Origin of the sequence: Arthrobacter mangrovi (genome assembly GCF_026011795.1) — a bacterium.
Lineage (GTDB): Bacteria > Actinomycetota > Actinomycetes > Actinomycetales > Micrococcaceae > Crystallibacter > Crystallibacter mangrovi.
Genome location: NZ_BRVS01000032.1, coordinates 1 through 17,898 on the forward strand (window position 1 = coordinate 1; position 17,898 = coordinate 17,898).

14 protein-coding genes are annotated in these 17,898 nt (G+C 68.5%); 10 read left to right on the top strand and 4 right to left on the bottom strand.

Translation table 11 applies throughout. The annotated features are described in order from the left end of the window. On the top strand, positions 1-900 hold a 900-nt coding region (locus tag AHIS1636_RS19225), incomplete at its 5' end, for an HNH endonuclease signature motif containing protein (protein ID WP_264797471.1). A 524-nt stretch (positions 901-1,424) separates the two neighbouring features. Then, positions 1,425-4,088 (top strand): ATP-dependent Clp protease ATP-binding subunit, encoded by a 2,664-nt coding sequence (locus AHIS1636_RS19230; RefSeq protein WP_264797472.1) that lies wholly within the window; start codon positions 1,425-1,427, stop codon positions 4,086-4,088. Between the two features lie 150 nt (positions 4,089-4,238). Here the strand turns inward: AHIS1636_RS19230 and AHIS1636_RS19235 are convergent, their stop codons facing one another. Next, entirely contained in the window at positions 4,239-4,682 is a 444-nt protein-coding gene (locus AHIS1636_RS19235; protein WP_264797473.1) for a BCCT family transporter, read from the bottom strand. On the opposite strand from AHIS1636_RS19235, the gene AHIS1636_RS19240 reads away from it, so the two are divergent. Beyond that, positions 4,668-5,057, top strand: a complete 390-nt coding sequence (locus AHIS1636_RS19240) for an LLM class flavin-dependent oxidoreductase (RefSeq protein WP_264797474.1) — start codon at positions 4,668-4,670, stop codon at positions 5,055-5,057. The two genes, AHIS1636_RS19235 and AHIS1636_RS19240, sit on opposite strands and share 15 nt — an antisense overlap. A 103-nt stretch (positions 5,058-5,160) precedes the next feature. On the opposite strand, the gene AHIS1636_RS19245 is transcribed toward AHIS1636_RS19240, so the two are convergent. Then, positions 5,161-5,661 carry a CarD family transcriptional regulator gene (locus tag AHIS1636_RS19245; protein ID WP_264797475.1) on the bottom strand — a complete coding sequence of 167 codons (501 nt, stop codon included), beginning with the start codon at positions 5,659-5,661 and terminating at the stop codon, positions 5,161-5,163. A gap of 342 nt (positions 5,662-6,003) precedes the next feature. On the opposite strand from AHIS1636_RS19245, the gene AHIS1636_RS19250 reads away from it, so the two are divergent. The 3 genes from AHIS1636_RS19250 to AHIS1636_RS19260 all read left to right on the top strand — a co-directional run bounded on the left by AHIS1636_RS19250 (position 6,004) and on the right by AHIS1636_RS19260 (position 7,625). Next, on the top strand, positions 6,004-6,177 hold the full coding sequence (locus AHIS1636_RS19250; RefSeq protein ID WP_264797476.1) for a hypothetical protein: 174 nt from the start codon (positions 6,004-6,006) through the stop codon (positions 6,175-6,177). Between the two features lie 114 nt (positions 6,178-6,291). Further along, complete coding sequence (locus AHIS1636_RS19255; protein ID WP_264797477.1) at positions 6,292-6,558, top strand: DUF6221 family protein; 267 nt, start codon at positions 6,292-6,294, stop codon at positions 6,556-6,558. A 71-nt stretch (positions 6,559-6,629) separates the two neighbouring features. Continuing rightward, positions 6,630-7,625 carry a 5'-3' exonuclease gene (locus AHIS1636_RS19260; RefSeq protein WP_264797478.1) on the top strand — a complete coding sequence of 332 codons (996 nt, stop codon included), beginning with the start codon at positions 6,630-6,632 and terminating at the stop codon, positions 7,623-7,625. Positions 7,626-7,757: 132 nt separating this feature from the next. On the opposite strand, the gene AHIS1636_RS19265 is transcribed toward AHIS1636_RS19260, so the two are convergent. Next, on the bottom strand, positions 7,758-10,214 hold the full coding sequence (locus AHIS1636_RS19265) for a carboxypeptidase regulatory-like domain-containing protein (protein WP_264797479.1): 2,457 nt from the start codon (positions 10,212-10,214) through the stop codon (positions 7,758-7,760). A 289-nt stretch (positions 10,215-10,503) separates the two neighbouring features. Between AHIS1636_RS19265 and AHIS1636_RS19270 the strand changes: the two genes are divergently transcribed. Next, positions 10,504-13,590 carry a S8 family serine peptidase gene (locus AHIS1636_RS19270; RefSeq protein ID WP_264797480.1) on the top strand — a complete coding sequence of 1,029 codons (3,087 nt, stop codon included), beginning with the start codon at positions 10,504-10,506 and terminating at the stop codon, positions 13,588-13,590. Positions 13,591-13,646: 56 nt separating this feature from the next. On the opposite strand, the gene AHIS1636_RS19275 is transcribed toward AHIS1636_RS19270, so the two are convergent. Continuing rightward, complete coding sequence (locus tag AHIS1636_RS19275; protein ID WP_264797481.1) at positions 13,647-14,597, bottom strand: AfsR/SARP family transcriptional regulator; 951 nt, start codon at positions 14,595-14,597, stop codon at positions 13,647-13,649. Positions 14,598-14,900: 303 nt separating this feature from the next. Between AHIS1636_RS19275 and AHIS1636_RS19280 the strand changes: the two genes are divergently transcribed. The 3 genes from AHIS1636_RS19280 (at position 14,901) to lepB (ending at position 17,733) form a co-directional block, all read left to right on the top strand. Further along, positions 14,901-15,452, top strand: a complete 552-nt coding sequence (locus tag AHIS1636_RS19280) for a hypothetical protein (RefSeq protein ID WP_264797482.1) — start codon at positions 14,901-14,903, stop codon at positions 15,450-15,452. An 87-nt stretch (positions 15,453-15,539) separates the two neighbouring features. Further along, positions 15,540-17,153, top strand: coding sequence for a multicopper oxidase family protein (locus AHIS1636_RS19285; RefSeq protein ID WP_264797483.1), 1,614 nt, complete (start codon positions 15,540-15,542; stop codon positions 17,151-17,153). Between the two features lie 7 nt (positions 17,154-17,160). Beyond that, on the top strand, positions 17,161-17,733 hold the full coding sequence (gene lepB / locus AHIS1636_RS19290) for a signal peptidase I (protein WP_264797484.1): 573 nt from the start codon (positions 17,161-17,163) through the stop codon (positions 17,731-17,733). Positions 17,734-17,898 lie beyond the last annotated feature (165 nt).

Here is a 17,898-nt window from a genome sequence, read left to right on the forward strand (position 1 = left end):
CTGCGCGCCGACGTCCTCGCCGACCTCTGCCTCCAACCCCCAAGCGCCGCCGCTGCCGCCGCGCACGCAGGCGGGCCGGGCGAGGCTTTCGGGCTGGGCGAGAACGGCACCGCCTTAGGCACCGGCGGCGGCACGGCTTTCGGGCCTTTCAACGGACAGGGCGCCGCGTTCGGCCTTACCGCCGATGCGACCGAGGACGATGCCGGACAGGGCGCCGCGTTCGGCGTCGCCGCCGGTACCGGCGGTCCCGCTGATATCGCCTCGGCTGCTGTGGGGCAGGGCGGGCTTTTCGACCCGCAGGCCGACGAGGCTGCCGGAGCAGCGGGCCGGGGCATCCACGAAACGTGGGGCGGCGGGAACGTGAAGGCGTTCGTCGCGGTGACGATCCCGCTGGCCACCGCCGCCGGCGGCGACGAACCCGGCGAACTGGCCGGGTACGGGCCGATCCCGCCCGACATGGCCCGCCGGATCGCCGGGCTGGCGAAGTCCTGGCTGCCGGTCATCACCGACGAACACGACAAAGCCGTGATCGTGGCCCGCGAGATGCGCCACCCGCCCGAATGGCTCAAACGCGAAATCCGGCTACGCGACGGGACCTGCCGCGGGCTGGGCTGCCGCACCCACTGGAAGCACTGCGAACTCGACCACACCCTGGCCTGGGAACACGGCGGCAAAACCGAACTCGATAACCTCGCCCTGCGCTGCAAACCGGATCATCTGGCCAAACACAACGACGACTGGCACACCACCCAGGAGCCCCACGGCGTCATCCGCCACCAAACCAGGACCGGCCAAACCTACACCAGCTACCCCGACGGCTCCTGGATCAGCCACGGCCTCCAACCACCCCCGCCCCCGCCACCAGACCCCTACAACGACACCACCCCACCACCCTTCTGAAGCGCGGGAGGTGTCCGGCGCTAAAACCCTCGCGCCGGTGCCCGGCGGTCCGGAGGCGGCAAGTCTGCCGCCTCCGGGGCACTAAGTCTCCGGCGCCAGCATGCGCGGACAGACCTCCTAGCCCGGATGTATCGCCCGCGAGTTCGCAGGCATTCGTTCGCTGGACTGGCCCTGGCGCAGACCGCGGAGCTCAGCAGCGATGTGCGGGAGTTCGCCCCGGTCGGCAAAGGCCTGTCGACAAAGGCCGGTCGGCGTAGCCGCGGAAAGCTCGATTCAGGCAATGGGGCAGGCGCTCCATGCGCGTCGCGCTGGCGCCGCCGTTTCACGTTCGTACCGCTGCCCGATGCCGTCCTTTCAGGCCCCCGGCAGGAAGGAACCCGCGGTCGCAAACTCATGCCGGGAATAAAGCCGCTGACCGAGCGTTGACTTGAGTGTAACTTGCTCAAGTTTGAGCGGATGCGGAATAATCTCTGGCACAACGCGTTAACTTGAGTCGAAGGCACTCAAGCCAAACAGGAGGATATATGCCTATCTTTTTCGGACCCGCAGGCTCCGGCAACGGCTCCTTCGACGAGTTCCTGGCCCGCTATCTGCAGGGCCAGCGGACCGCGCGCGCCAGCCGGCCGATCGACATGACGCGGCTGCTGAGCCGTCGTTCCCATGAGCTGATCGGCCGTGCCGCTCAATTCGCCGTCGAGCACGGCCATACGGAAGTCGACGCGCTCCACGTCCTCCGCGTGATGGCGGAGCAGGAGCCGCTGGCGGAGCAGATCCGCCGCGCCGGTGCCAATCCTCAGGCCATTGCGCAGGCAGCCGAGCAGCGCCTGCCCGGCGCCTCGTCCGAGAAGGTCGATACCCCGCCGTCGTTGACCCAGTCGACCCAGCGCGCGCTGCTGGACGCGCACCAGGTTGCACGTGCATTCGGCTCCACTTACATCGATCCCGAACACCTGTTCTTCGCGTTCGTACTGAACCAGGAGTCTCCCGCAGGCCAGGTCCTGGCTGCGGCGGGCGTGACGCCTCAGTCGCTGCAGGGGGCCGGCCAGGAAGCTTCACCGTCGGAGCCCGACACGCGCCGCGACGCCTCCACGGCGCCGTCAGGCGAGGGCACCACGCCTACTCTGGACCAGTTCGGCATCGATCTGACCGCCCGCGCCCGGGAAGGCAGCCTGGACCCGGTGATCGGCCGCGCCGAGGAAATCGAGCAGACCATCGAGATCCTCGCCCGCCGCACCAAGAACAACCCGGTGCTGATTGGTGAAGCCGGCGTCGGCAAGACCGCCATCGTGGAAGGCCTGGCCCAGGCCATCGCCGCCGGCGACGTGCCGCAGCAGCTGCAGGGCAAGCGCGTCATCTCGCTCGACCTGCCCGGCATGCTCGCCGGAACCCGCTACCGCGGCGATTTCGAGGAGCGGCTCACCAAGACCATGGATGAGATCAGCGCGCACAAGGACGGCATCATCGTCTTCGTCGACGAGCTGCACACGGTTGTGGGCGCCGGAGGCTCCGGAGAGGGCGGCGGCATGGATGCGGGTAACATCCTCAAGCCGCGGCTCGCCCGCGGCGAGCTGCACCTGGTCGGCGCCACCACGCTGGCCGAGTACCGCAAGATCGAGAAGGACGCGGCCCTGGAGCGCCGTTTCCAGCCGGTCACGGTTGGCGAACCGTCCATCGAGGACGCCGTGCAGATCCTGCAGGGATTGAAGGAGCGCTACGAAGAACACCACCAGGTGACCTACACGGATGACGCCCTCCGCGCCGCCGTCGAACTTTCCGCGCGTTACATCATGGACCGGCAACTGCCGGATAAGGCGGTCGACCTGATCGACCAGGCCGGCGCGCGGTTGAGCCTGCGGCGCGGCCCGCGTGTGGATATCGCGGAGCTGCGGGCGCAGGTGGCCAAGCTGGAGGAGGCCAAGAACGCCGCGGTCGCCGAGGAGCGCTACGAGGAGGCGTCCGGGCTGCGCGACGGCATCGAGGCGCTGAAGCAGCAGCTGGCCGCCGCCGACACCGCCGCCTCGGACGAGAGCGCGAGCGGCGGGAGCGGAAGCGGTGTGAGCGGAAGTGCCGGCGCCCAGGTCAATGCGGACGCCGGCGGGACCGACGACGGCGGCGCGCGTGACGGCGTCGTACCCTCCGGTTCCCGGGTGGTCGGCGAGGCGGAGATCGCGGAAATCATCGCACGGGCCACAGGCATTCCCGCGGCGCGGCTGACGGAAAGCGAACGCGGTCGGCTTGCCCGGCTCGAGGAGGACCTGCACGGGCGGGTCATCGGACAGGACGATGCGGTGACCGCCATTGCCAAGTCCGTGCGGCGCAACCGCACCGGCATGGGCGACGAGGGCCGGCCGGTCGGCAGCTTCCTCTTCCTCGGCCCCACCGGCGTCGGCAAGACCGAGCTGGCCAAGGCGCTGGCGGAGTCGCTGTTCGGCGACGAGGACGCGATGGTCCGGTTCGACATGAGCGAGTTCGGCGAACGGCACACCGTCTCGCGCCTGGTTGGTGCCCCTCCGGGCTACGTCGGCTACGACGAGGCCGGCCAGCTCACCGAGCGCGTGCGGCGCCGGCCGTACTCCGTGGTGCTGCTGGACGAGGTCGAGAAGGCGCACCCGGACGTGTTCAACCTGCTGCTGCAGGTGCTCGACGACGGCCGCCTGACCGACAGCCAGGGCCGGACCGTGGACTTCCGCAACACCGTGGTCATCATGACCTCCAACCTGGGTTCGGAATTCCTCGCCAGCAAGGGCGGAGCCCTCGGCTTCACAGCCAACGGCGGTGACGGCTTCGGATCCGAGAAGGAACTGCGCGCCCGCGTCATGGGCCGGTTGCGCGAGACCATGCGGCCCGAGTTCCTGAACCGGATCGACGAGATCGTGCTCTTCCGCAAGCTGGACAGGGAGCAGTTGCGCGGCATCGTGCGCCTGCAGTTGGCCCGCTCCGAGGCACGCCTCGCTGTGCAGGGCTACGGCCTGAGCGTCGACGAGGCGGCGGTGGACTGGATCGCCGAGCACGGCTACGAGCCGGAGTACGGCGCCCGACCGCTGCGCCGGGTCATCCAGCGCGAGCTCGACGACCGGATTGCGGACCTGCTGGTCAACGGGGAACTGCACGACGGCGGACGGGTCACCGTCACGGCCGACGGCGGGGAACTGCGGGTGTCAGCGGACAGCCTGGCCTCTGCCGCCTAATCCGGACCGAGCCGGAGTCGCTGACTAGCGGCGTCCGGCGGGCGCAATAGCCGGGCCGGCCGGGAAGACCTTGCTCTTCCCGGCCGGCCCGGCTTCGTATTGTCCGGCGTGCTGCGAGCCACGCTGCCTTTGCCAGCGGTGCTGCCTTTGCTAGTCGTCGCTGCCCTTGACAGACGGGCCGCGCTTGACCGGCAGGTCCTTCAGGCGGGCGTGCCGGAAAGCGGTGAACTCGTGGTCCCGCCGGAGCTCGATGATCAGCGAGGCCCCCAGCAGCGCGACGATCAGGGTGAAGGGCAGGGCGGACAGCATCGCCGCCTGCTGTAATGCCGTCAGGCCGCCGACCACCAGCAGCAGGACCGCGCAGGCGCCGGTGAGGCCGCCCCACATGACGAGCACGGGCTTGCCGGGATCCAGCGTTCCCTTGGAGGAGAGCATGCTCAGGACGAAGGTGTTGGCATCCGCCCCGGAGATGAAGAACAGGGCCACCAGGAGCACGGTTGCGATAGCCGTGAGCTGGACCAGGGGCAGGTTCTCCAGCATGGCGAAGAAGGCGGAATTGATGTCCCGCGTCCGGACCTCATGGTGCTCCGCCACACGCATGTCCACCCCGCCGACGAACCCGAGGGATGGCGCCGCCCTGCCGAGGGCATCCAGAAGTTCTACCGCACGTTCGATGCCTGGTTCGGAAACAAGACCACCCCGAAGAACGGCTTCCTCGAGCCCAGCCCGGTCGGGAAGTTTGCCGGGCGGCCCGAATTCACGCCGGAGTCCCTCCACAAGACCGCGATAATCGGAACGCCCGAGGAAATCATCGAGCGCCTGCGCCACTACGAAGCCCTCGGCGTAACCGAGTTCAGCCTCTGGTCCGACAACACCCTGACCCACGAGGAGAAGAAGCGCTCCCTCGAGCTCTTCATCGAGCAGGTCGTGCCGGCCTTCCAGGAGCAGCCCGCATCCGCGGCACGTTGAACATGGACCTCCGCGGCATCATGCAATAGCGCAGGAACCATGTCAGCGGCGGCCGATTTCTCGTTGAGAGCCGGCCGCCGCTGATCCGATTCCTGGACGGAGCCTAAACTGCCGCCAAATGGCTGGCCATCACGCCGTCGAGGACCCGCTCCGCCTCCTCGTCCGCAATGCCCGTGGCGAGGCCGATCTCCGTCACGAGCGGCTTCCGGGCATACCGCAGCATCTCCTTCTCGGCATGCGACATGGTGCCCTTGGCCTCCAGCCGGCGGCTTAGGTCGCGCACGAGGCCGGCCACGATGTAGATGTCGCCGGTCCGCAGCCGCTCCTGGTTGTCCTTGAACCGGCGCGACCACTGGTTGTCCTCCGGCCGTGACGGTCCGCGGAGCACCTCGAACAGCTTCTCCAGCCCGTCCGCGTCGAGGACCGGACGCAGGCCGACCACATCCGCGCTGTCCACCGGCACCCCGACGGTGAGATTGGTGTCGTGCACCTCGAGCAGGACGTAGCTGCATTGAATGTCCCTGAGGGGCCTGGTTTTGATGGCCCGAACGGTTGCGGGACCGTGGTGGGGATGGACAATTGTCTGGCCTTCGGCAAAACGCATTGCGTTCCTCTTCGTGTAAACGAAGCCACTCTCGACATCGGCGGGCACCAGAAGGTAACTCGCGCTCGATGGTCGTCCCACCCCGCAGACGGACGGCGGAGCCGACGGAACAGGGATCCGGTGGGCGCGCGGACAGCCTCGCGCCCACATGGGTGGGCACGCTTCCGGCCGCGAGCTTGGCTCCTCCTATTATCCCACCCAGTGGGCACATGTTCCTGTGGGATAACCGTGGCGGGAGGCACCGGCGTCGCGGGTTGCACCGCAGGTTAAGCCGCGGCTAAAGCTGGCCAAAGTGGAACAACCGGGTGGAATATCCGGGCTGCCGGGGAGACACTACTGACCATGAGCAGGCACATCCTGGACGTCCTGGTCAGGGCCGAGGAAGAGATGATTTTCCTCGGCCCCGACCATCCCTCCTACGCATTGCTGGCCGAGTTGGTCTCCTCGGTGCGGAGTGCGTGGCAGGAGGGTTACGAGTCCGGACGCCACGGCGCGTCGGCCAACCCGTACGAGTAGGCGCGGCTGCCCCACCTACCTTTCCTGCCCTTCCCTGCCTGGTTCCGTGCCGCCACGCGGGCACGACGACGGTGCTCCCCGAACGTATTCAGGTCACCGGCGTACGGTGGGAGGGTGGAGGAGATCGTGGAGTTCCTGCTCGCGCGGATCGCCGAAGACGAAGCCAATGTCAGGTCCTGGGCCGAGGCCGCCTCCGTTCCGGTGCTTGACCGGGCGCTCGCCGAGTGCGAGGCCAAGCGGCGGCTGATCCGGCATGTCCGGCAGCTGGCCGGGCACCGCTGCGAGGACGCGGGCCTGCTGACGCTGCTCCAGATCATGGCCCTGCCCTATGTCGGCCACCCCGCCTACCGCGAACGCTGGCGTCCGGCCGGCCGGCCTTAGGTGATGCTCCAAGCGGTGCCGGAAGGAGCCGGTAGTCCCGCGCGCCGGCCGTGCGTGAGAAGATCGCGTACGTGACCGATCGACTGATGCTCCTCGACACTGCGTCGCTCTACTTCCGCGCTTTCCACGGCGTGCCGGACAGCCTCAAGGCACCGGACGGGACCCCGGTGAACGCCGTCCGCGGCCTCCTCGACATTATTGCCCGGCTCGTCACCGACTTCCGGCCGGCCCGATTGGTCGCCTGCTGGGACGACGACTGGCGCCCGGGGTGGCGCGTCGACCTGCTCCCTACCTATAAGGCGCACCGGGTCGCGAAGGCCGTCCCTGGCGGAGTCGATGTGGAGGAGACCCCGCCCGGCCTGGTCGCGCAGCTGCCGCTCCTGCGCGAAGTGCTGGACGCTCTGGACATCACGGTGAGCGGGGCCGCGGAGCACGAGGCCGACGACGTCATTGGCAGCCTGGCATCCCAGGCGGCCATGCCGGTCGACATCGTCACCGGCGACCGGGACCTCTTCCAGCTCGTCGACGATGCACGCGATGTGCGCGTCATCTACACGGCCCGCGGCATGAGCAAGCTTGAGACGGTGACTGATGCGACGGTCGTCGGCAAGTACGGCGTGCTGCCGGTGCAGTACGCCGACTACGCCGCCCTGCGCGGCGACGCTTCGGACGGGCTGCCCGGCGTCTCCGGAATCGGCGAGAAGACCGCGGCCAAGCTCCTCCAGGAATTCGTGGATCTGGACGGAATCATCGCGGCAAGCTCGGATCCGGACGCGGCGATGTCGGCCACGATCCGCACGAAGCTGACGGCCGCCGGGGACTACCTCGCCGCGGCGCCCAAAGTAGTGCAGGTGGTCCGGGACCTCGGCCTGGGCGACTTCGACGCCGCCATCCGGCCCCTCGGCGCGGAACAGCTCGACCGGGTCGAGCGGCTCGGCAGGGAGCACAACCTGGGTGGATCCGTGCACCGCGTGCTTCGTGCCCTCGGAAACGAGCCTGCGCAGAACAAGACAGTGCAGAACGAGCCGGCCCAGAACCAACCGGCGCAGGACGGGACTGCCCGATAGGCCGGACGGACCGCCGTCCTCTGGATACGAAAGCTAATAGATCCAGCTGAACTCGGCAGCCCGGCCTGGACGCGAGCGCCCGGCCGGAAGACCGGCCGGGCGCTCGCAGCGGTGATCGTCAGCAGGTGATCGTCAGTAGATGGCCGACGTTGCCGCGGAGTACTTCGACACGCTGGTGTAGCCGGCCTTGCTGCCCGTGACCCGGACCTTGATCGCCTGCCCCTTGTCGGCGGCGGCGAGCTTATAGGTCTGGTACGTGGCGCCGCTGATCGCCGTGGTCCCGCGGTACCACTGGTACTTCAGCGTCACCGGCGCCGGACCCCAGGTGCCCGGGTTGGCCGTCAGCGTGTAGCCGACCTTCTTGGTCCCCGTGATCGTCGGCGTCGGCGCGGTCAGCGTCCCGGCAACAACCGCAGTGGTCGCGGCCGAGTACCTGGACACGCTGGTGTAGCCGGCCTTGCTGCCCGTGACCCGGACCTTGATCGCCTGCCCCTTGTCGGCGGCGGCGAGCTTGTACGTCTGGTACGTGGCCCCGCTGATCGCCGTGGTCCCGCGGTACCACTGGTACTTCAGCGTCACCGGCGCCGGACCCCACGTGCCCGGGTTGGCCGTCAGCGTGTAGCCGACCTTCTTGGTCCCCGTGATCGTCGGCGTCGGCGCGGTCAGCGTCCCGGCAACAACCGCCGACGTGGCCGCGGAGGTTTTGGCCGCCGTCGCATAGCCGGTCTTGGAACCGGTGACCCGGACGGTCATCGTCTTGGCGAGATCGGCCGAGGTGAGGGTGTAGGTCGAGGCTGTGGCGCCGGTGATGGCTTCCCCGCTGCGGTACCACTGGTACTTCAGCGTCACCGGCGCCGGACCCCAGCTGCCGGGGGCTGCCGTGAGCTTAGAGCCGACCTTCGCCGTGCCCGTGATCGTCGGCGTCGGCGCGGTCAGCGTCCCGGCGACGACGGCGGCGCTGGTCGCCTGCCCGGTGTAGGGGCCGAGCGGCCAGTCGTAGGCGCTGACGCGAACCGTGATCTTCTTGCCGAAGTCCGCCGGTGCGATGTCGAACGTCTTGCCGTAGCTGCGGTCGTCGCGAACGCCGTTGACGTACCATTCGTAGCTCTCGCCGTACTCCGGGGCGGGCGTCAAGGTGCCGAAGTCGGCAGTCAGGCGCTGTCCGACGGCTGCCTTGCCGGTGAGGGTGAGCGGTTTCGAGGCGGTGATGGCTTCCGCCCCGGCAGTGCCGGCGTGTGCCGAGCTCGTATACGAGACGTAGCCGTCCTTGCTTCCTGTGACTTCGGCAATCAGGTCGTAGCCGTTGTCGGCGGAGGTCACGGTGTAGTCGCTCCCGGTGGCTCCGGGAATGTCCGTCGTCGTAGAGCCCTTGGCCCGGACCCACTGGTAGGCCAGCGTGACGGGGGCCGGTCCCCAGATCCCCGGGTCGACGGAAAGCGTCTGGCCGACCTGGGCCGAACCGTAGGCGAAGGGTTCGCTGGCTTCAAGCGACCGCCCCTCGACCGCCATCTGCACCGCGGCCTTGACCCGCTGCCCGTCCACCGCGGTGATGACCTTGGCGGTGTCCGCCGAGGCCGAATTGTCGTAGCACTCCGCCTTGTAGCGGAATTCACGCGGGGTGATGTACGAACCGTAGTGGGTGTCCGAGAAGCAGAACTTGTACTTCTTGCCGGGGGTCAAGCGCCAATAGACCTTGCCGTCGACGTCGCTCATTAGCGGCCCCATCTGGGGGCCATCCCAGGCAGCCGTGGACTCGTTGTAGACCAGCGGCGTGTAGCCCACGTCGGCAAGCGGCGCGCCTGCATCGTCAGTCAACGTTGCTTCGAAGACGGACTCGGGAACCATGGTGAAGTCGGCGTTGGTCCAGTTCGCGCCAGCCGGCACAATGATTGCCCCGCCGCCGATGACGGCCTTGGTGCCGTCCCAGGACATCTGCTTGTAGAGCTGCCGGCCGGATTCGTCGGACGCGGTGATGCTCGTGCTGCCCGGCGGAATCTTGGCCAGGGTATAGGCGCCGTTGGCATCCGTGGTGGTGTAGGAGCCCTGTCCGCCTTCCTCGGGGTTGGCATTGATCGAGATGCCGGCCAGCGGCTGGCCGGCCTGGTCGGTCACCCTGCCGGCCATTTTTCCGTAGGCCTCGAGCTGGGGATTGAGGGTCAGCGTCGGGACGGCATCCGACACGGTCACCGGGTCGGCGGACGTGGGATGTGTGTGGTTCTGGTGCCATTCGTCCGCGTACGTGTTTTCACACGAGCTGCTGCAGCTGATCCAGAGGTTGTAGGAGCCGGCGGGGACGGTGAAGCTATAGGTTCCGTCCGGTGCGCTCCAGCTGCCGCCGACGTTATCGCTTTGCCAGTCCGTGGTGTAGGCGCCTACCCAGACATCGCCGAGTGCGGCCGGAGTGCCGGAAGGGGAAGCCTTGCCGGTCACCTTGCCCTTGATGGTGTAGGTGGCGGCGCTGGCCGGCATGGCTCCGGCCAGCAGGAGGACGGCCGCGAGGACGGCGGCCAGCGCCCCGGCGACAAGGCGCGCCGGAGCGGGCAGGGGCCTGCCGGCCCCCGGCGTGCCCGTGGAGAGGGACTGAGACATGGTTGGTTATTCCTTTACCCCATAAGAATGCGAGAAGCCGATTGGCTCAATCGCATAGTAGTGCGGGCCAGGACCGGCGGCCATGGGGAGAACTCCCCCGCACCCAGTGGCCGGACTCGTGTCAAGAGCAGCCGGCCCTATGCGCTGCCCCGGGGACGGATTGCGGGCGGGTTCGTGGTTAAACCTTTTTTCACCTTCCGTGGCCGTCCTACACTGGCGGCGTCCGGCCTGCCTTCCGGGGCAGGGCCGGTCCGCATTTCTTTCCCCGCCGAGCCCACTTGGAGGTCGCATGCTGCCCCGCCCGCTTCGGAAACTTTCCCTGGCGACCCTTGGCATCGCCGTCGTCGTAGGCTCGGCGCTGGCCCCGCCCGCCGCTGCCGCGGAGGAGCCGCCGGGGCCGTCCAACAATGGCGGGGCGCCGGCTGCCGCGGAGCAGGGGCAGGGCCATAGCCGGTTCGTGGTGAAGTTCCGGGAGACGGCGGAGATCAGGAGCGGCGGCCGGGCCAGGGCCTACGGCCAGGCGGCCAAGGAGCTCGGCGTGTCCGTTAAAGAGGTGCGTACTACCGCAAGCGGCGCCCAGGTGCTCAAGACCGACGAGGAACTCAGTGCCGGCGAAGCGGAGCGGTTGGTCGGCCAGCTGCAGGCGCGGCGGGATGTGGAGTACGCGGAGCCGGATGTGCTGATGCGGCCGCTGGCCGCTTTTAACGACACGTTCTACGACCTGCAGTGGGACCTTCACGAGGAGCTCGCCGGCATTCGCGCTGCCGGCGCCTGGGACACCACCATCGGGGACGGATCGGTGGTGGCCGTGGTGGATACCGGAATCACCGCGCACAGCGACCTGATGCCGAATGTCCTGCCCGGGTACGACATGATTTCGGATCCGGCGCGCGCCCGCGACGGCAACGGCCGTGATGCCAATCCCCAGGACGAGGGCGACTGGTACGACGACGCCGAGTGCGGCTTCACCACGACGTCCTCGGCGCTGTCCTCCTGGCACGGCACGCACGTTGCCGGCACGGTTGCGGCGGTCGCCAACAACGGCCAGGGCGTCAGCGGCGTCGCCCCGGGCGCCAAGGTCCTCCCGGTCCGGGCGCTCGGCTCCTGCGGCGGCTACATGTCGGACATCTCCGACGGCATCACCTGGGCAACCGGCGGTGCCGTTCCGGGACTGCCGGCGAACAGCAACCCTGCCGACGTCGTGAACCTCAGCGTGGGCGGACCGGGATCCTGTTCGGCCACCATGCAGGGCGCCATTAGCGGCGGCGTGGGCCGCGGGGCGGCGATCGTCGTGGCTGCCGGGAACGAGAACCAGTCGGCCGGCAACAGCAGCCCGGCGAACTGCCGGGACGTCATCACCGTCGCGGCGAGCGACCGGCAGGGAAACCGGGCCCCGTACTCCAACTACGGCGGCGCCGTGGATGTGGCGGCACCCGGCGGCTCCATGGAGATCGAGGTCAGCGGCGGCATCGCCTCCACCTACAACACCGGCAGCACGGTGCCGGCCGACGAGACGTACGCCTACTCCGTGGGCACCTCCATGGCGGCGCCGCATGTGGCGGGCCTGGCCGCACTGATGATGTCCGTCAACGAGGGACTGACCCCGCAGCAGGTGGAGGAGCAGCTGAAGAGTTCAGCGCGCCCGCTGCCCGGCACCTGCGCGGAGGGGTGCGGCGCCGGGCTCATCGACGCGGCCGCCGCCGTGCAGGCCGTTGTCTTGCCCGAGCCGGAACCCGTTCCGGACCCCACGCCCAGCCCTGCTCCGACGCCCTCCCCCGATCCCACGCCGTCGCCCGAGCCGGACAACTCCTTTATCGCCGCCGCGCCGCTGGACCTGGACCTGGATTCCAGCAGCGACCTGCTCTCCCGGGATAGCGCAGGCAATCTCTGGTTCCACGCCGGCACCGGCAAGGGAAGCTACGCCGAGCCGCGGCAGATCGGTTCCGGCTGGAACGCCTATGACCACCTCGCGGCGGCCGGCACCTTCGACGGGGACGACTATCCGGACCTGCTGGCCCGCCGGACCGATGGTTCGCTCTGGCTCTACCCCGGCGCCGCCGGGGCACAGTACGCTCCGGCCGTCCGGCTCGCGGACAGCGGCTGGGACGGCTTCGACGCCTTGCTCGGGCCGGGAGACCTCGACGGCGACGGCCACAACGACGTGATCGCGCGGCAGCCGGACGGCACGGTCTATCTTTACGCCGGCGACGGCAGCGGCGGCCTCGCCCCGCGCGTCCTGGTCGCCACCGGCTGGCAGGTGTTCGACCGACTCACTGCCGCGGGTGATTTCAGCGGCGACGGCAAGGGCGACCTCGTCGGCCGCAAGCCCGACGGAACCCTCTGGCTGCTGCGGAGCACCGGCAGCGATCCGGACGGCGGCGGGCTCTTCGACGACGCACAACTGATCGGGGCCAGCGGCTGGCAGGCTTTCGACACCATCCTCGGCGCCGGCGACAACAACGGAGACGGCAGGAACGATCTGCTCGCCGTCTACCCCGACCGAAGCCTGCGCTTCTATGCCGGCACCGCCTTCAGCGAGTCCGAGGGCTACCTGCCGGGAACCAACAGCGGCGATCCGGTGTGGGACGAGCACGCCCTGATGGCAGCCCCGGGCGACTTCAACGGCGACGGCAAGGCGGACCTGCTGGCCACCCGGCCGGACGGCACCTTCTGGTTCGCCGCCGGGGACGGCAACGGGGGCTACGGCGAGCGCGTGCGGATCGGAACGGGCTGGCAGATCTATGACAAGCTCCTCGGTGCAGGGGATTACGACGGCGACGGGTCCAATGACCTGATAGCGCGCCAGCCCGACGGTTCCCTGTGGTTCTACGCCGGCACCGGCAGCATCGGCGGCGGCAATGAGGGCTACGAGCGGCGGGTCAAGATCGGAAGCTCCGGCTGGGGGCAGTTCCTCCACCTCGAGGCCCCCGGCGACGTCAACGGGGACGGCAATAATGACCTGCTGACGGTCACCCGGGACGGAACGCTCTACCTCTACGCGGGCCCGGGCACCGGGACCTCGCACGGCCCCCGCACGGTGGCGGGGACCGGCTGGAACGCCTACACCGCCGTCGTACCGGTCGGTGACTACGACGGAGACGCAACCGGCGACGTAGCGCTCCGCAAGTCCGACGGTTCGCTCTGGTTGCGCACCGGACTGAAGTCCGCATCCGGGGGCTGGTTCTCCGGTGAACGGAAGATCGGATCCGGCGGCTGGAACGGGTTCGACCGCATCCTCGGCCCCGGCGATTTCAATGCCGATTCCAAGATGGACATCTTCGCGACCCGGCCAGACGGGTCGGCCTTCTTCTACGCGGGAACGCAGTTCCGCAGCCAGCACGCCGTGAAGCCGGGCGTTTCCGCCGGCAGCATCTAGGCGTTTCCGGACGTGGGCGGGTTTCCGGCCGCCCTCGTCCGGGCGTGCAGAGGATTTCAGGCGGCGGCGAGGGCCTTGTCCAGGAAACTGCCGATGACGCTGCCGGCGGTGATGTGGTCCGCCACGTCGAGGCCGGGAATCCGGGGGCCGGCGGGCCTCCCGCCGGCGCGCTGCTTGACGTGTTCGTTCAGGCACAGCAGCGCCGAGAGCAGCTCGGCCAGGTCGGCTTCCCCGCTGGAGGTCTGCCGCAGGAGCCTCGAATGCGCGGCCTGGAGTTCGTCGCCCGGGCTGCAGCCAAGGTCGCGGCGGAGGCTGGTGCGGTAGCGGTCGTAGGCCTGGAGGGCTTCGGTGTAGCGGCCGCTCTGCTCGAGGCCCGCCACCAGGGCCGTCCATGCGCGCTCGTTCAGCGGTTCCGAGGCGACGGCCCGCTGCGCCCAGTGCACGGCGTCGTCGTTATTGCCCACCGCAACCGCTGCCTGCGCTGCCCGGATGCGGCAGTCCACCACCAGTGCTTCGTGCCGGCGGCGGGCTTCCTCCGCCCATTCGACGGTCAGTTCGTCGGAAAGCAGCGGCGCGGTGGCCATGTCCAGGACCTTGAGCAGCCGCTCGTAGGCTTCGGCCGGCTTGGTGCCGTCGACGCGGCCGACCAGCCGCTCGAACCGGTCGAGGTCCACGCTGACCAGCTTCGGCTCCAGGAAGTAGCAGCCGTGCTCGGTTCGCAGCGGGCCGGTCTTGGCCTGGCCGGGCTGGATGTGCCGGCGGATGACGCTGACATAGCTTTCCAGCGTGGCCCGGGCTGTGGCCGGCGGGTTGCCGCCCCACAGCAGCTCGATCATCCGTTCCCGGGAGACGCTGATGCCCGGCTGGAGGGCCAGGATCTCGAGGACCTGCCGGGCCTTTGGGCTGCCGAGCGTGGCTGCGGTCATGACCCGGCCGGCCCGCTCCACCCTCAGGCCGCCGATCAGGCGGATGGAGATGCACGTGGCAGAACTGGTTTCCGATTTCATCTTTGCCCCTACCCCCAACTTGTTCCGGCACCCCTCAACTACACCGGTGGCTTAATGGTGGGCGCGGTTCCGACCTGCCGCCAGCCCACTCTGGGGCGGAACCCGCACCCTCAAACCTTGGGGTCCGCCTCTCCCTCAATCTGCGCCTGACCTGCATGAAGATTTTTCCAAGGGGCGCGGGCGAAGGTTTTACCGGATCCTACGCGGTCCACAGAGGGTCCCGACGCTCCCCCCAACCCGTCGGGGCCCTTCCGCACGTTCTCCCAAAGTTTTTCTCAAGTTCCCGGGCGAACCATAAGCGCCATGTCAGCAGCACAGCTTGAACAAGAGGCACCGGTACCGGCACAGGCGCAGCAGTCTCCGCGGCGCCGCCGGCTGATAGTGATCCCGCTGGCCCTGGTGTGCCTGCTTGGGATCGCCTTCGGGTACCTGTTCCTCAACGCGGAGGTGAAGTCCAGCGCTCCGATGGGCGCCTCCGTTGATGTACCGGGCGGATCGGCCAGCATTACCGGCCTCGTTCCGCTCGAAAGCGATGGGTGGCAGCCGCCTGCTCCGGTGGCAGCCCTCAGTAAGGAGCCGCAGGAGGGTGCGCACCGTGTACGCATCCAGGTGCAGTTCACGGCCTTGGACGAGGCCGGCCTGCCCCTTGATCCTGCCGGTTTCTTTGTTGACGGATTGGGCTCGGGGAAGCCCCATCCGCTCTGGACCTCGTCCTCATCCATGACGCTGGCCCAGGGGGAAACCGTCAGCACCACGATGGTGTTCGAGCTGCCGAACAAGGCGATTGCCCTGGTGCTGGAGGACTCATCCGGCAGCCGGCTCTCGCTCGGCACCGACCACCATTCGGCCGGCTAAAGAGTCCGGCCAACGACGACGGATGCAACGTTGGGGTGCCTCCGTCATGTCGACCTGCAACACGTCATCATTGGGAGGTGACTCGACATGTCAGTTTCACGACGCAAACTCCTGCAATGGGGAGGCCTGGGAGTAGTCGGGGCGGGGCTGGTGACCGTACCTATATCCACCGTGTCGGCCAAGGCGGCCAGCCAGCTCAGCTCGCGGGACATGCCCAAGCCTTTCCAGGCGGCGTTCCGGCGCCCGCCGACGCTGGCGCCGGACTCCGTGACCACGGACTCCGACGGGGCCACGGTGAACAACTACACCCTGGCCATGCGGCAGGCCTCCGCCCAGATCCTGCCGACCAGGAAGACCGGGATCCTCGGCTACAACGGAACCTTCCCCGGCCCGACCATCGAGCTGGAGCAGGGCACCAAGGCGGTCGTCCACATGCGCAACCGGCTGCCCAAGAACCACCCGCAGTGGACCAAGCACCTGCTGGCCACGTCGACGCACCTGCACGGTTCGGCGACGCTGCCGCAGTACGACGGCTACGCCAACGACGTCACGCTGCCCGGGTTCGCAAAGACCTACCAGTACCCGAACTTCCAGCCGGCCCGGACCATCTGGTACCACGACCACGGCGTCCACTTCACGGCTCAGAACGTGTACTCCGGCCTCGCCGGGATGTATATCATCCATGACCCGGTGGAGCGGGAACTGCTGCCGCAGGGCGAGTTCGACGTCCCGCTGGTGGTCAACGACGCGATGTTCGCCGCGGACGGCTCGCTCGCCTATGACGACCGGGACCACTCCGGCCTCTGGGGCGACGTGATCCTGGTCAACGGCGTGCCATGGCCGGTCATGAAGGTCCAGCCGCGTGTCTACCGCTTCCGGGTGCTGAACGCGTCCATCTCCCGCTCGTACAAGTTCGCGCTCAGTTCGGGACAGCCGCTGCACCTGGTGGGCACGGACGGCGGACTGATGCCAGCCACCCAGTCCGTGGCCAACTACCGCCACGGCATGGCCGAGCGCTACGAGGTACTGATCGACTTCAGCAAGTACAAGCCCGGCACCCGGGTGGAACTGAAGAACCTGTCGGCCACCAACAACAGGGACTACGACTTCACCGGGAAGGTGATGGCGTTCGACGTCGTTGCGGCACCGGTGGGAATGAAGGACGATCCCAAGTGGAACCGCATCCCGACCACGCTGGCGGACAGCGAACCCATGCACCTGACCAAGGACGACGCCGAGGAGAAGCGCTACTTCCGGGTTGAGAAGAACGGCTTGGTCGAACCGTGGACGATCAACGGCGTCACCTGGGAGGAAGTGATCGCCAGCAACTTCAAGCTGGCGCACGCCGACCCGAAGCTGAATTCCGTGGAGCTCTGGACCATCGAGAACAAGTCCGGCGGCTGGTTCCACCCCGTCCATATCCACCTGGTGGATTTCCGGGTGCTCAGCCGCAACGGCAAGGCCCCCTTTGCCTGGGAACGCGGGCCAAAGGACGTGGTCTACATCGGCGAGGGCGAGAAGGTGGACGTGGTCATGCGGTTCGGCCCGCACCAGGGCCGCTACATGGTCCACTGCCACAACCTGCCGCACGAGGACCACTCCATGATGTTCCAGTTCCGGGTCGGCCTGGGCGAGGACGATGACGATCCGTGGGATCCGATCAATGCCGCGCCGGCCGAGTTCGACGACGCCCCGGACTGAGCCCGCCGTGAGCGCCAGAACCGGGCTGCGCCCAGCGCGGCGCAGCCCGGCGCACCGCGCCGCTGCCGATCCGAGGAGGCCCTCGGGCCGTCCCCGGAAACGCAAGCTCAACGCACTGGCGGGCGGCGCCGTCGTCCTTGCCCTGCTGCTGGGTGCGCGCATTTGGGTGGCGGAGCCGGTGACGGTGGACTCGGACAGCATGGCCCCGACGCTGCCGCCGGGCAGCATCGCGTTCGTGCTCAAACCAGCGCCGGCCTGGTTCGGCGTCCACCGCGGCGACCTGGTGGTGCTCGACTCTCCCATCGACGGCACCCCCATCATCAAGCGGGTGGTGGCCGTCGGCGGGGAGACCGTCGAGATCGACGACGCCATCCTCCTGGTGGACGGCGTCGCCCCGCCGGAGCCGTACGTGGACCACAGCACCATCGACGGCACGCACTTCATCCCCACTGCCGTGCCGCCCGGGGAAGTCTTCCTGATGGGCGACAACCGCGAGCGCTCGATCGACTCCAGGGACTTCGGCACGGTGCCAGTGGACGACATCCGGGGCACCGTGGTCAAACCGTTCATGCGGTCGTAAACAACGACGGCGGCACCCGCCTTCGCGAGGACGGGGACCGGGAAGCCAAGAAATTTTCAATACGAAGCGGCCAACCTCAAGCCAAGCCGGAACCGCTCATCCATCGGATCCGGCGTTGGAGGACAGTCAGCAGTTCAGGTCCGGCGCTGCCGGCCCGGGGCATCC